The organism is Acinetobacter johnsonii, assembly GCF_048551975.1.
GTDB lineage: Bacteria > Pseudomonadota > Gammaproteobacteria > Pseudomonadales > Moraxellaceae > Acinetobacter > Acinetobacter johnsonii_A.
The window spans coordinates 93,020-108,299 of record NZ_JBIMCF010000008.1 but is presented as its reverse complement, the minus strand read 5'-3'; the positions used below and the strand labels follow the sequence as shown (position 1 = coordinate 108,299).

Below are 15,280 nucleotides of genomic sequence, written 5' to 3'. Positions count from 1 at the left end.
ATCTATTTATAGACGCTAAAAAAGCACCTTAAATTTTAAGGTGCTTAGCTGAAAAGCGTTACTATGCGATTTCACCGTTATTGAGTTTAGTAATCCCAAAAAATGCGTTGGATTTCCTTGGCATCTTTGGTTTTTGTTAAAGCAAGTGCAGCCAGTAATTTAGCTTTTTGCGGGTTAAGATCATGTGCAACGACCCAACCATATTTGTCATCTGGTTGTTCTGCATTTCTAAGAATAAAACCTTGAGGTACGCGAGATGAACGAATAATTTGCACACCTTGTTTTTGTAAGTCAGTTAAAGTTGGGACAATATAATTGGCTACCGAGCCATTCCCTGTACCTGCATGAATAATAGCCTTTGCCCCTGCTTTAGCATAAGCCGTGTATGCATCTGGCAACATATTGCCTGAACCATAAACAATTTGTACCAGCGGTAAATTATCACCTTTAATATTTTCAATATTAAATTCGGAGCTCTTATTATGACGTTTCGCCGTGTTTCTGAACCAATATGCTTTTCCTTCAACTAAGGTTCCAAGCGCACCCCATTGGCTCATAAATGCATTGGTATGGATATTAATTGTTTTTGAAACATCTCGTGCTGCAAAAATGTCGTCATTCATGAGCACAAATGTTCCCTTACCTTTTGCACTGTCATCGGCAGCAAGTGCAACCGCACTATAAAGGTTCAACGGGCCATCAGCAGAAAGTGCAGTACTTGGACGCATTGACCCGACCAATACAATCGGCTTATCTGAATGAATCACTAAATTTAAAAAGAAAGCTGTTTCTTCTAGGGTGTCTGTTCCATGTGTAATCACTACACCATTCACATCAGGCTTTTTAAGCAAATCATTGACTTGACGTGCAAGGGATAATAATTCTTTATCCGTAATACTTTCTGATGCAACTTGCATTGCCTGCACACCAGTTACATTGGCAATGTTTTGAATCTGGGGAACCGCATTTAATAATGCATCTACAGGAACTTTTGCCGCAGTATAGGTTGCACTATTGGTAGAACTTGCACCAGCACCTGCAATCGTTCCACCAGTAGCGACAACAACAACATTATTTTTGGCAAATGCTACACATGGGAGTAATAGGCTTAAACTGAGTGTCAAAGCTGAAATCGTTTTTTTCATAGGTCATCCTTTTTGAGTCATTTTATTCTTAGCATTTTTCATACCATATTATAAAATTACTTGAAAAAGATCGGATTGTATAGGTGTAGAAATTGTATTTTTGGGCCATCACATTTCTTATCTTAAATACAAATAAGCAGCTACAACATGAATGATCTGACCTATGCAATCATCCAATCACTATGAATGGGTGATATTTCCGCCCACTTTCGACTAGCTCAAGTGGGGGTATTCTAAAAGCAAAGGCTCTTAGGTGACTTCCTCACGGATTTCGCTTGCTTTCTACTTCATAGGTCGACCTTTAATGTATCTTCCTTCCACAGACAAAACGGTACATCCTACCGCTAAAATGTTGCGAGAAGCGTTTGTATCCGCATTCTCGCTAAAGCCACACTCAACACAGTTAAAGTTTGCCTGTATGCCTTTATTTAAAACTATTTATTAGAAGTTCACAGTCCATGAAAATTGCGCTGTACGCGGTGTGCCCAGAAATAAGTAATCATCCCCGAAGAAGCTTCCTGCATCTCGCCAATATTTTTTATTGAACAGGTTATCCACATTCAGGCTAAGCATATTGTCATAACCATAAGCACGGAAGTTATAGGCTGCACCCGCATCGAATACGGTATAGCCTGAAACTTTAACCGTACCAGTTTTGTTAGCATATTTACTACTACTGTATTGCATACCTGCGAGTAGACGTAAACCTTCTACTTGAGGCATTTGATAAGACACATGACTGGCAAAACGAACCGTCGGTAAATTTTGAGTTTGATGTCCTTTGTAAGCATCTACCTGTATATCTTCCAAACGTGAACGAGTCAGAGCCAAAGTCGATGTCATATCCATATTTTCAGCAACGCGACCTTGCAAGCCCAATTCCAAACCTAGATTATGCTGTTCACCATCGGTGACATAGTAATTGTCTAAGTTGGTATATTGATGGTCTTGTGTTAAGTCAAAAAAAGCGGCAGTAAATAGTAGCTCTTGCCATTGCTGTTTAAGACCTAACTCATATTGAGTTGAGCGTCTTGGTGCTAAAGTTTCAAAGGCATTTCCTACGATGCCTTTATCCTCATTACCATAGGCAGACCACGGCGCTTGACTGCCGTCACTTATCCCTTTGGCATACGAAGCATACAGATGAGTGTTCTGCCAAGGCTGATACATCAACGCAAGCTGTGGCAAGAAGCGATTGAAGTCGGTGTCACGAATACTATTGCCATCCGCAGCATAGGCACTTTCATTTAAATGTAAAAACTTACCGCCTAGCAAAACTGACCAAGCATCATTAAATTCGATTTGATCTAACACATTGAGGGCTGTTTGTTGACTATCCAGAGATTTGTAATGATTACCTAAAGGTTTATCCGTAGGCGTATAGCTAATAGGATCATTATAAATATTTCCTGAACCTATCCATTCATTGATTGCATCATACTGAGTATGGCGTTTGTAGGCATGTGACAACTGTAAACTCAGGTTATGTTGCCATGCTCCAGTGCTGAATTTTCCGTTTAAGCCCGTTTTAAATTGATTGGTTAGATAGCTATCATCTGGGCTGCGGAAATCATAAATGTCATAGTTACCATCAGTGTCAAAGGTGTAGGCAAAGGCTGAGTAATCATCTACGACCACACGGCTTTGTGAAACAGACAGATTGCTGCTCCAATTATCATTGATTTGATAGTTATATTTCAGACTCGTATTTAAACTTTCATTGGTGATTGGTTTGCTCCAGCTTTGATAACCCAGCAAACGATCCCATTCCACTCCTGTCGGTACAGTTTCACCCCCAAGTAGCTGATAACCGGGTACCGAACGCTGTTTTTGACGCTGTGATTCAAGATCAAATTCAAGTTTTGAACGATCTGAAATTTTCCAGTCTAAAGCCAAGGAGCCAAACAAACGTTTTCCATCGGCATGTTCAACATAGGGGTGAATATCTTCATAAGCTGCATTCACGCGATATCCAAATTTTTGATTGTTTCCAAACCATCCACCAAGGTCAGTCGCTACACGACTACCGCCATGACTACCTGCATCAAGGGTTAAAGATTGAACATCTTGAGGGCGTTTGCTCACATAGTTCACCACACCGCCCGGCGTTGACATCCCACTTTGAATCGCACTCATGCCTTTTAGGATTTCAACTTGCTCTTTATTTTCAAGTGCTATATTTTGCTCACCGCGTAGCAAATGACCGTTCAGTAAATAACTTGATCCCGCATTTAAGCTAAATCCACGCATCACAAAGTTTGCATAGTAACCAATAGGTGCATAGCCATCCCCAACAGACGCATCGTTCTTTACCACATCGCCCAGTGTTTTCGCATGTTGATCTGCGATCAGTTCAGCAGTAACGGTGTGAATAGATGCAGGAATGGCTGCAAGGTTTTGCTGACCAAACCCAGACAAATTAACTTTGGGCTGATAATAAGCCAGTTGTTCAGTCTGAGCAGTGGTTGTAATGGTTGCGAGTTGTTCCACATCACTTTCTTCTGCCGCATGTACCCATACCGAGTTCAGCCCTAGACATGAAAATGAACCAACCGCCAATAATGCTTTTTGTAAACGAGAAAATGGATACGTTTTCACTGTCGTTGCTAACCCCAAAAGATAAATTTACAGCCTGAATTTTGCGGCATGAGTATTCACAATTTTCTTAGAATGAACAAGCACATTATTCAACATATCTCAGCTTTTTTTAAATTATCTGGCGATAGCTTTGAGTGTGAAGATTTAGAATTAGAAATTGAGTTTATAGTTTAACCACATGCTTTTAAATTATAACTTAGATCTGCTTTCCATATCTTCAGTCGTATTTGATACAGCATATGGTATTGGGACTTTAGCTGCCTTTAAACAGTGTATGGTGGATTGGAACCTAAAAGCTTAGGTTGATTTATTTCATTTTTTTAAACCATTTTTCGTTTTTAAAATGATTTTTTAACTACAAATTCATTAAAATGTTATAACATAATAATACAAATTTAAACTACTCTCCTTCATGATGAATAAATTCTCTCTTTTTTTCCTCAAGCATATATTTAAGCCTGCTGAGTTCTTTCACTTGGGCCGAAACTTCAACAGAAGTACTCCAGACCATCCAATTACAAGCTGAAACTGAGGGGGAAAACCTTCAACAAAGCACCGCAATGACTAAGTTTTCGCATGACATTTTAGACGTGCCATTTAGTCGAAGTGTGTTATCCAAAGCGTTAATTCAGCAACAAGATGTGCAACGTATTGACGATGCACTCACGCAAGTGAGCGGGGTTTATAGTCAAACTAATTATGGTGGCGGCTTTTGGGATAACTTTTCATTTAGAGGTTTTAGTACAGACCCCAATATTGGGGCACAAATCGTCAGAAATGGCCTCAGTGTCAACCGTGGACTCAGCGCTCCCCGAGACATGGTGAATATTGAATCTCTCGACTTTTTAAAAGGCCCAATGGCTGCGCTCTATGGCCGCGGGGAAGCTGGTGGTCTACTGAATATCAACACTAAAAAGCCTGAATGGGAACGTTCTTCAGAAGTGAATTTACGTGCCAATAGTTTAGAAAAATACCGTGCTAGTTTTGAACATACTGCCCCAATCAGTGATGCTGTGGCTTATCGTATTGCGGTCGCACATGAAGATAACCAAAGTTTTCGTGATCATGTGCAGAGTGAGCGTTGGTTTTTCTCCCCTCAACTCACATGGAAAATTTCAGATTCGACTCAGTTAGATTTTGACAGCGAATTTACCCGACAAGATGGAACCTTCGATCGTGGTGTAAGTAGTTATCAAAAACAATTCGTGATGGACCCTAAAACATTTACAGGCGAACCTGATGATGGTGATCATATTCAAAAAGATCATTTCTATCAGCTTCGACTTGCACATCAGTTTAATGATGACTGGAAAATGAATAGTGCCCTCAGTGTGAAAGATACTCAGCTCAAAGGCTTTTCCAGTGAACCTCGTCGTATTCAAAGTGATGGACGCACATTAGGGCGCCAGCGTCGCTACCGTGACAATAAAAGTGATGACATTCTCTTTCAAACTGAAGTTCTTGGGACGATCCAACAAGACTGGGCCCGTCATGAAGTACTTTTGAGCATTGAATTTGGGCAGATGAAGTATCGTCAATTACAACTGCGTCGAAACCACAGCAGTAGCGTGCCAAATAGCATTGATATCTATACTCCTATTTATGGACAATACTTACCCGAGCTTCCACTTTTCATTAACACCGAAGAACAGCAACGCTATTTTGCACTGAATCTACAAGATCAAATTTTCCTCAATGATCAATGGAGTGTACTGTTTGGTGCGCGCTTTGATCACATCACCCAAGACTTTCAAAATAAACTTGCAGGTACATCCAATAAAAAGGATTTACAACAAACCAGTCCACGCTTGGGTTTAAACTACCGACTGAATGATCGTTGGTCATGGTAAGCCAACTATGGAGAATCGTTTGCACTCAACAGTGGCATGGACCGAAACGGTGATGTGTTTAACCCTGAAAAAGGCAAAAGCTATGAAATTGGTGGGAAATATCGGATTAACCCACAGAGTTTGTTGAGCTTAACCCTCTTTAAAATGGATAAAGAGAATGTCTTAACCACAGATCTAGCAGATAGTAACTATCAAATTACCGTTGGAGAAGTGTCAAGTAAGGGGCTAGAGTTGGATTTAGAGACACAGCTTAATGATCAATTCTCTATACGTGCCAATTATAGCTATACAGACGCTCAAGTGGAAAAAGACCAGAGTCTTGCTAAAGGTTCACGACTCAGCAATGTACCAAAACATAGTGGTTCTGTTAGCAGCAACTATGAATGGACCTTTGCCAATGCGGACAAAGTTGGACTCGGTGCAACGGCAATCTATGTGGGAAAACGTAGTGGACACAGTACAGATAACGGATTCAACTTACCTGAGTACACGTTGTTAAATCTAAATGCTTATTATGCGCCAACAGATCAGCTACGTTATCAGTTCAATGTGCACAATCTCTTAGATGAAACGTACTATGTTGCAAGCTATAGCGATATGTGGATTCAACCAGGCGACCCTTTAAATGCATCTGTCTCGGTGCAATGGAAGTTTTAAAGTTTAAAAACCAGACTCATCTCGTAGGAGTTGAGTCTGGTAGTCAGAAAATTAAGATTCTGATTGCTTTTTGAAGTATTAGCTACCTTAGTTTTCTTTAGCCTTACTATGTACTTACTTCAAAAAGTATTCCCAAATGATAAATCCAAGAAAAAATCCAAGAAACGAATATAAAGTAATGATAAAGAATACAAACCAAGCTCTATTTTTCTTCAGTAAAAAGTTCATTTTCAATACCTCAACGTACTCTATATATATTCATTATTCTAAGGTTTCCTATACGAAAGGACAGATACAGTTCTTTGTGAAAAAAATATAACAGACTATAACAGATTTGCCATTTTTAACTTCCAAAACCGATCATACTGATATCAAGTACTATATAAAAGCATAAGGAGGCTATTTTGCCTCCTCATGCTTCAGTAGATTAAGGAATTAAACTTTCATTTCTTTTTTGCATTCATCCAACGATACAACACTGGCAATAGCACCAAGGTCAATAACGTCGAAGAAATAATTCCACCAATCACCACGGTCGCCAGTGGACGTTGGACCTCTGCCCCTGTACCCGTAGCAAGCGCCATGGGAACAAAACCTAAAGACGCTACACAAGCGGTCATTAAAACAGGCCTTAATCGCAAAATCGCTCCCTGCCAAACGGCTTCATGCAGGCGATATTGCTCTCTTAGCTCTTTAATAAAGGTCAGCATGACCAAACCATTTAAGACGGCAACCCCAGACAAGGCAATGAAACCAATACCCGCAGACATTGACAAGGGAATGTCTCTTAACCACAAGAAAAGCACACCGCCAGTTAGAGCAAATGGAACCCCCGTGAACACCAACAAGCTTTCTTTGACGTTATGGAAAACGGCCATCAGCAAAATAAAGATCGTCAGTAACGCCAGTGGAATCACAATCTGCATTCGAGCCTGCGCCGAGGCCAAATTTTCAAACTGACCACCATATTCAATCCAGTAACCACTTGGTAGAGAATACTGCTTAAGCTGACTTTGTACTTCTGTGACAAAAGAACCCAAATCTCGCCCTTCCACATTCGCCGTGACAATCACACGACGTTTGCCATTTTCACGACTGACTTGGTTGATACCATCCATCATGTTTACAGTGGCAATATCAGTGAGCAGAATGCTGCCACCGTTCGGAAGCTGTATTGGCAGTTGTGCAATCCCAGTGACACTACGATCTTGCTCACTCAGTCGAATGACAAAGTCAAAACGGCGGTCACCCTGTAAAATTTCACCGACATTTTGTCCGCCAATGCTTGCGGACACATAGTCTTGTATGGTTTTAACACTTAAGCCATATTGAGCTGCTAAACTTTTATCAATTTCCACATTGAGTAAAGGTAAACCCGACGTTTGTTCAACTTTAACGGCGGTACTGCCTGAAACCTGTTGAATCAATTTACTAATTTTTTCAGCTTCCGTATTTAATACTTGCATGTCATCGCCAAAGATTTTGACACCAACATCGCTACGTACACCCGATATTAACTCATTGAAACGCAGTTCAATTGGCTGAGAAAACTCACTGTTGTTACCGGGCAATGTTGCTAAATAGGCCTGCATACGGCTACGCAATTCATCGAGTGTTTCTTTTGGATTTGGCCATGCATCACGGGGTTTCAGCATGACGTAACCATCTGAAATATTTGGAGGCATTACATCCGTCGCCACTTCAGCCGTGCCTGTCCGCGCAAAAATAGCGTGTATTTCAGGGAATTTTTTCAAAAGTAGCTTTTCTGTATTTTCCTGAATACGAAGTGATTCTTCTAAGCCTGTGCTTGGAGAGCGCAGTTGCTGTACAGCAAAGTCCCCTTCACTCAGTTGCGGTGCAAACTCACTGCCGATACGCGTTGCAAGTAATCCTGTCAACATCAACAAGCACAGTGCAAAGGTTAAAACCACCGCTTTATACTGATAGGCACAGTCCAATACCCGTTGATAATGCTCTTTTAACCACAACATCCAACGGCTTTCGGTTTCTTTGATGTCACCTTTAACAAAAAGTGCGACAGCCGCAGGCACAAAGCTGATCGACAAAATAATGGCTGCAACGAGTGCAAGTACAACAGTCAAAGCCATTGGGTGGAACATTTTTGCTTCTACACCAGTCAGTGCAAAAATCGGTAAGTACACCACTAAAATAATCAGTTGACCAAAAATGAGCGGGCGACGGGCTTGGCGTGCTGCCAAAAACACTTCTTTAAAGCGTTCCGACTGGGTCAATGGTCGTTTGAGTAATTGCTGCGCATGGGCTAAACGGCGAATACAGTTTTCAACAATCACCACTGCGCCATCGACAATAATACCGAAATCCAATGCCCCTAAACTCATTAGGTTGGCACTGATGTTCTGCTGTGCCATACCCGTTAAAGTAAATAGCATAGACAGTGGAATAACACAGGCTGTAATTAACGCCGCACGAATATTACCTAAGAATAAAAAGAGGATCACAATCACCAAGATTGCGCCTTCAACCAAGTTCTTCTGCACCGTTTTAATGGCTTTTTCCACCAAAGTGGTTCGGTCATAAACCGTTTCTATTCTAACGCCTTGCGGTAAACTACTTTGCACCTCTTGAATTTTGGCATCTACAGCTTTAGACACCGTTCGACTGTTTTCCCCCATCATCATCATAGCGATGCCGAGTACAGTTTCTTCGCCGTTATAGGTGGCGCCTCCTGTTCGGAGGTCATGGTCAATTGAAACTTGCGCAATATCCGCAACACGGATCGGGCTGCCATTTGGGCTGGCAACTGTTGTATTTTCAATGTCCGCAAGACTGTTGAGTGTCCCCGGAACACGCACTGTGAGTTGCTGACCATTTTCCTCAATATAACCAGCGCCACGGTTTTCATTATTTTCCTGTAATGCAGTTTGCAATTGGCTTAAGGAAATATTTAACTGTTGCATACGGTTTAAGTCAGGAGCAACGACATAGGTTTTATTAAACCCGCCAATACTGTTGACCTCGGCCACCCCCGCAACACGTTGCAGTTGTGGACGAACGATCCAATCTTGGATCTCCCGCAAGTCCATCGCGCTATAAGTCGTACCATCGGCTTTTTTGGCATTCGTTTCGGCTTTAATAACCCATTGATAAATTTCACCTAAACCTGTCGAAACTGGTGACATGGTCGGGGAAACATCGCTAGGTAAATCTGCTTTGACCTCTTGTACCCGCTGATTAATCTGTTGACGTGCCCAATAGATGTCTGTGCCATCCTCAAATACAATAGTGACTTGCGACAAACCATAACGTGAAATCGAACGAGTCAACTGTAAATCTGGAATACCCGCCATTGCAGTTTCAATCGGATAGGTAATCCGCTGCTCAACCTCCAGTGCGGTAAAACCATTGGCTTGTGTATTAATTTGTACTTGCGTATTGGTAATATCGGGCACTGCATCAATCGGCAGTTTTTGATAGCTATAAACTCCGACCGCAATCCATGTACAGACAAAGAGCATAACCCAAATTGCATTTTGAATAGAGAACTGAATAATTCGTTCAAACAAACCCTCAGGCTTGGGTAAATCATGATTAGTGTGCATGATCAGCCTCACCTTTTTCTAGTTCGGACTTAAGCACAAAGCTACCTTGACTGACATAGCGTTGTCCTGCTGTTAGGCCTGAAATCACTTCCACCCATTGAGCGTCATTTGAAGCTTGCCCAAGTTGAACGGGCTGCGCTTTCAAATGCACTTGTCCTTTTTGTTCAGCCTCGACCACAAATACCGAAGTTTGACCTTCAATGTTTTGAATAGCACTTTTATGGACGCGAAGCGCTGTTTTGGAACTGGTATTGTCTAAAAAGATATTCACTAAAACATTTGGACGTAGTTCAGCCGCTTGGCTTTTTAACTTAGCACGTACCACCAAGCGTCCTGTTTGTGCATCGGCTTGAGAGGTTAAGCTTTGGATAATGGCTTCATATTTTTGCTCAGAAGCATTCGGCTTAAATGTCAGACTCTGATTGGCTTGTAACTGACCTGAGTACTGAGCAGGCAGATTAAACTCAAGCCATAACTCTTTAAATTGTTCAATCACAAAAAGCTGATCGGCCAATTGTACGTTTTCACCCACCACGATATCTTTTTGGCTAATCACACCTGAAATGGGTGCTTTAATGGCAAAACGACCATTTACTCCACCTGTTGCCCCTAGGGCGTTTAAGCGACTTTGCACCGATTGCACAGTAATCTGCGCTTGTCGGTAAGCATTTTCTGCCCGTTGGTAGTCTTGCTTAGCAGAAATGCCCTGTGACCATAACTGCTGTTCACGTTGATAATCTTGACGTGCCAAATCCAAACTGGCTTGAGCCATCCGCAAATTGGCCTGTTGATCAATCAGTTCTGGGACGGACAGTACAGCTAAGGTTTGTCCTTTTTGTACGTTTTGACCAAGTTCAACATTCACCTGTTCCACATGCCCACCAAAGTTTGGCGAAATATGTGCTTGCTGATCGGTATTAACCACAAGCTTTCCAGGCAGAACGGTAACTTGAGACACCACGCCTTGTTGAGCTGAAGCGATTTGAATGCCTTGCTCTGTCAGTTGCTGTGCCGTCAGTTGAATTTCACCTTCCTCGGCATGTCCTTTTTCTGCCTCGGGTTCATCAGCATGTTCAGATTCTTCATGTTCTGCATGCGCATGTTCATCAGTGGTTTTATCTTTTGAGCTAAACCAGATCCCTAAAGCGATGAGAAATGTAATGAGGAGCAAAAGCCCAATCATCAATGGCTGTGATATTTTTCCAAGTTGGTTTTTTAGTTGCATATTATTGTGCTCCGCCAAGGATGAGGTCTTGTATTTGTGCGATAGAATTTTTACTGATTTGGCTATAAGCATCTGAACTACTGATCTGTTCGTAGCTAGTACCTAGGCTGAGTGCTTCTGCGCTCAATGCAGTCTGCCAAGCTTGACGTAATAACTGCAACTGCCCAAGGCGTATGCTTTGCAGTTGTGAGTTAGCTTGTTGGATGTCGGTAATGGACAGCTTTCCCGCTTTAAAACCTTGCAGCGTGCGTACTTGAACTTGTTCTGCCAAAGTGGTTTGTTGGCTCATCGAACTGAACTGTTTATTTAGTCCTTTGAGCTCATGCATGGCATTGGCGATATCTAAAATCTGCTGTTTTAACTCACGCTGTTGCTGCTGATTCAACAGGCTTTGCTGACGCTGGGCCATCGGAATGCTGTATTGCTGACGGTTAAAAATATTCAGCGGAATATCCACGCCGACACCTAATGTGGTATCGCTACTTTCATTCGGTGCTTGGCTCCGTTTCATGCCGACATTTAAGGTCGGATTGGGACGTGCCTGCACTTTTAAACTTTCAATGTTTAAATTGGATTGTTGAATGTTCAGTGCATACAGTTTTTCCAACCAACCTTCAGCAATATAGCGCTGTACTGTGGCATCGCTTTGATCTGGCCATGGCATTGAGGTCGCATTGAGTTGAATATCGGCTTTGGTTTCGCCCCAAAGGTTTGAGAGTTGACGCTGTGCTACTTGTTCTGCCAGTATCGCTTGTTGGTATAAGCGCTGCATATCCAAACTTTCGATTTGCGCACGTTCATAGTCAACCAAAGCAATACTGCCCGCCTGATAACGTTTTTTGGCACTGTCTAAATTGTTTTGACTCACTTTAAGTTGTGCTGCGTACAGTGATTTTTCAACTTGCGCTAAAGCCAACTGTGACCATGCAAATTTCACCACCAATTGGCTTTGTGCTGTCCACAGTTGTTGCTGTAACTGCCCTTGTTGGTGCGCTGTTTCTGCGAGTTTTTGATTGAGCTTACGCTGTCCAAAAACATCTAAGGGCTGACTGATGGCAATACTGAGCTCTTGATCGGTATTTGAACCAAAACCATCTTGATTGATATTTAAGCTAGGATTTTGCCATAGGCCACTATTTTTGATGTTCAGCTCTGAAATGCTTTGACGCTGTTGCCCAATGTCACTTTGGTTTTGATAGCGCTCTACTTTTGCGAAAGCTTCATCCAAAGTCTTGATCGGTTCGGCAAAACTCCATTGCATCGCGGCTGTTGTTATGCCCACAGCAAGGGCTTGGCGTATAAACGCCTTAAATTGATTCGACATGCTTTTTCCCACTAATTTTTAGAAGAAGTGGTGGGAAATGTTTTAGGCTACCCCACCATTAGCGGGGAAAGTTCAGGAGGAGGATGTTGCCCCAATAAATCAGGGGCTTGATAGGCATTGTGCCAAAAAAACTGCGGACGCTCACGAAGTTCAAGCGCGAGTGGCAGTTGATAGTTTTTTTCTTTCGGAATAATCAAATGTGCCATTGAGGGCAAATGATCTTGATGGTCTTCACCCAATTCAAACTGATCATTTGCCGTTTGAGTATGGTCATCAACACTGCTTTGCTGGTGTGCCTTATCATCAGACACACACAAGGTGGTTTGATGGTGGCCAAAATGAAAACTTTGTTGAGTCACGACTTGAGCTTTTTGTTCTTCATGGACGCAAAAAGCTGCCGCCACGTTCCAAAGACTTTGGAACATGAATAAAGCAACTAAGACGCTAATCCACGTGGTAGAACGCATAATGTCGTACTGAAATAAAGTGATGCTATTGTAAAGCCTAGACTAAGTCTAAGGTCAAGTCTTTTTAATGACTATGTTCATGTTGGTGTGGATGGCATTCATCTTCTTCAATCTGCAAAGTCACTTGCGTAATCCCATGCTCATGCCCCAATAACTCCACAGCTTGGTGGTATAAAGCTCTCTGATCTACATCGGGTGCAATCAAATGCGCTGTTAAATGCACATTTTTAGAGGTAATGGCCCAAACTTTAAGCTGGTGAATGCCTTGCACTCCATCTAAAGCCAGCAAGTCATTACGTAAAGATTCGATATCAATTTCACTTGGCACACCTTCGAGCAAAATATTGATACTTTGTTTCAGTAGGACCCAAGTTCGAGGTAAGACCCAAAAGCCGATCAACACCGCAATAACAGTATCTACCCACATCCAACCTGTGAAATAAATCACCAGTGCGCCAATGATCACACCCACAGAGCCTAAGGCATCACTGAGCACCTCAAGATAAGCCCCTTTCACATTTAAGCTGTCTTGGCTGCTCGACACCAAAATTTTCATTGAAATCAGATTGATGATTAAACCCAAAGCCGCAACAATCAGCATGCCCAAGCTTTGAATTTCAGGTGGCTGACTAAAACGCTGATAGGCTTCATATAAAATGTAAATCGCCACCACAAACAACATCATGGCATTAAACAAAGCTGCCAAAATTTCAAACCGCTGATAGCCAAAAGTACGTTTATCATCGGCAGGCTTTTGACCAATTTTAATGGCTGCTAAAGCAATCGCTAAAGCAGCGGCATCGGTAAACATATGCGCTGCATCGGACAGTAAAGCCAAACTTTGTGTGATAAATCCTGCAACCACTTCCACAATTAAGAAGGTAAACGTCAGGGCAAGTGCAATGGTTAATTTCTTGGCATTTTTTGCAGTCACTTCAACATGACTATGATCATGGTTATGAGAACCACTCATGTAGGGCTCCTTATCATTTTATTTAACGGAATGCTTCAGCATTGAAATCAAAGCTTTTATTAATTTAAAAATTACTCGATTCAGCATACTCGGTTAAAACGATAAAATCATCTTTCATGTGAATACGTCTTTATTTGCGGCGTTTTTTACCTGTCAAAAAGTTCATCGCCTGCGTATAGCCTGTTGGTGTAATACGCTGTACCAGATCGATAATTTTGGCATCTGTTCCAATTAATACACGGCGCTCATCTTTTTTCACAGCCTTTAAAATGGCCTGTGCTGCTACATCTGGCGGGGTTTTAAGCATTTTATTGAAAGAATGGCTGGCACGCTCTGGGTTCATACCCAGCGTACGAATACTGTCACTCATTCGAGCACTATTGGCGATATTGGTACGTATACCACCGGGATGAACACAAGTTGCACTAACGCCACAGTTTTGCAAATCTAACTCTTGACGTAGTGCCTCGGTAAAACCACGAACAGCAAACTTTGTCGCATTATAGGCACTTTGGGTAGGCTGAGCAGTGAGCCCAAATAAACTTGAAATATTCACAATATGCCCAGAGCCACTTTGTTTTAAATAGGGTAAAAAAGCTTTGGTTCCATACACCACACCCCAAAAGTTGATGTTGAAAATCCACTCGGCATCTTCATAGCTTAAGCCTTCAACAGTACTCGCTAACGCGACCCCTGCATTATTAAAAACTAAATTGACCTGTCCGAAATCCTTCTCACACTGCTTTGCCCAATCCTCTACAGCCTTACGGTCTGAAACATCTAGTTTTGTGAGCGTGACTGAAATAGGATAATCTTTGACGTGGTTTAAGGTTTCCGCCAAACCTTGTTCATTGACATCACTGAGTGCCAAATGTGTACCTTGTTTAGCCAGTTGAATCGCCAACTGCTGCCCAATGCCTGAACCTGCGCCTGTGATCGCAGCCACTTTATTTTCAAAACTTTTCATAATGCTCTCTAAAATATAGTGTTCTAAATATCGTTTTACACTTAAACGTCATGCTGAAGGTTCAAGTACTCTAATTCTACGCAGCCAAGGTGCTATTTTAGTTAATGTACAAAAATTAAAGTCATGAATGAAATGATCATTTCTAATGATTCAGTATGTATAAAATTCATGGGTGGTATTTTAAATATAAGATCATTTTTTATTTGGTTTTTGTTCTTAAGTGATAGGGCTCTAAAAACTGAAATCAAGTTACTGATATCTACATACTGTCCCAACAGGATTTAAAATATAACAGTCTTTAGCAATTCTGCTTCATCTGTTATATTTTTTTAATCTTGTTTTTGTATCTGTTTCATCAGTCGTTTGCTTTGCATAATGTACTCATCACCTCAGTTGAGTGCCCCAACCATGAAAGATCTAGACTCAAAAAAACCAGCAAAATATGCAGATAGTTCAATTTCAGATAAAGCTTTTAAAAAAATGATTATCTGGT

General features: G+C 41.6%; 9 protein-coding genes and 2 pseudogenes. 1 reads left to right on the top strand and 10 read right to left on the bottom strand.

What is annotated here, in order from left to right; genetic code table 11:
* Nucleotides 1-86: 86 nt before the first annotated feature.
* From ACG9ZB_RS08775 to ACG9ZB_RS08765, 3 genes and pseudogenes are all read right to left on the bottom strand, one after another.
* Entirely contained in the window at nt 87-1,145 is a 1,059-nt protein-coding gene (locus ACG9ZB_RS08775) for an asparaginase (protein WP_419325371.1), read from the bottom strand.
* A 282-nt stretch (nt 1,146-1,427) separates the two neighbouring features.
* Nucleotides 1,428-1,574 (bottom strand): annotated as a pseudogene (locus ACG9ZB_RS08770) (zinc ribbon domain-containing protein); the annotation flags it as partial.
* A 12-nt stretch (nt 1,575-1,586) separates the two neighbouring features.
* Nucleotides 1,587-3,743, bottom strand: a complete 2,157-nt coding sequence (locus ACG9ZB_RS08765; protein ID WP_419325370.1) for a TonB-dependent siderophore receptor — start codon at nt 3,741-3,743, stop codon at nt 1,587-1,589.
* Between the two features lie 419 nt (nt 3,744-4,162).
* Between ACG9ZB_RS08765 and ACG9ZB_RS08760 the strand changes: the two are divergent.
* A pseudogene (locus ACG9ZB_RS08760) lies at nt 4,163-6,250 on the top strand (TonB-dependent siderophore receptor).
* A gap of 114 nt (nt 6,251-6,364) precedes the next feature.
* Here ACG9ZB_RS08760 and ACG9ZB_RS08755 read toward each other — a convergent pair.
* The 7 genes from ACG9ZB_RS08755 to ACG9ZB_RS08725 all read right to left on the bottom strand — a co-directional run bounded on the left by ACG9ZB_RS08755 (nt 6,365) and on the right by ACG9ZB_RS08725 (nt 14,787).
* Nucleotides 6,365-6,478 (bottom strand): hypothetical protein, encoded by a 114-nt coding sequence (locus tag ACG9ZB_RS08755; RefSeq protein WP_010326689.1) that lies wholly within the window; start codon nt 6,476-6,478, stop codon nt 6,365-6,367.
* A 215-nt stretch (nt 6,479-6,693) separates the two neighbouring features.
* A complete protein-coding gene (locus ACG9ZB_RS08750; protein WP_419325369.1) occupies nt 6,694-9,831 on the bottom strand; it encodes an efflux RND transporter permease subunit in 3,138 nt (1,045 codons plus the stop codon).
* Entirely contained in the window at nt 9,821-11,056 is a 1,236-nt protein-coding gene (locus ACG9ZB_RS08745; RefSeq protein ID WP_419325368.1) for an efflux RND transporter periplasmic adaptor subunit, read from the bottom strand. The genes ACG9ZB_RS08750 and ACG9ZB_RS08745 overlap by 11 nt, the downstream gene beginning before the upstream one ends.
* A gap of 1 nt (nt 11,057) precedes the next feature.
* Complete coding sequence (locus ACG9ZB_RS08740; protein ID WP_419325367.1) at nt 11,058-12,380, bottom strand: TolC family protein; 1,323 nt, start codon at nt 12,378-12,380, stop codon at nt 11,058-11,060.
* Between the two features lie 47 nt (nt 12,381-12,427).
* Nucleotides 12,428-12,847 carry a cation efflux protein, CzcI-like gene (locus tag ACG9ZB_RS08735; RefSeq protein ID WP_201951434.1) on the bottom strand — a complete coding sequence of 140 codons (420 nt, stop codon included), beginning with the start codon at nt 12,845-12,847 and terminating at the stop codon, nt 12,428-12,430.
* A gap of 64 nt (nt 12,848-12,911) precedes the next feature.
* Nucleotides 12,912-13,820 carry a cation diffusion facilitator family transporter gene (locus ACG9ZB_RS08730; protein ID WP_062034794.1) on the bottom strand — a complete coding sequence of 303 codons (909 nt, stop codon included), beginning with the start codon at nt 13,818-13,820 and terminating at the stop codon, nt 12,912-12,914.
* Nucleotides 13,821-13,950: 130 nt separating this feature from the next.
* Nucleotides 13,951-14,787 carry an SDR family NAD(P)-dependent oxidoreductase gene (locus ACG9ZB_RS08725; protein ID WP_419325366.1) on the bottom strand — a complete coding sequence of 279 codons (837 nt, stop codon included), beginning with the start codon at nt 14,785-14,787 and terminating at the stop codon, nt 13,951-13,953.
* Between the last annotated feature and the right edge of the window lie 493 nt (nt 14,788-15,280).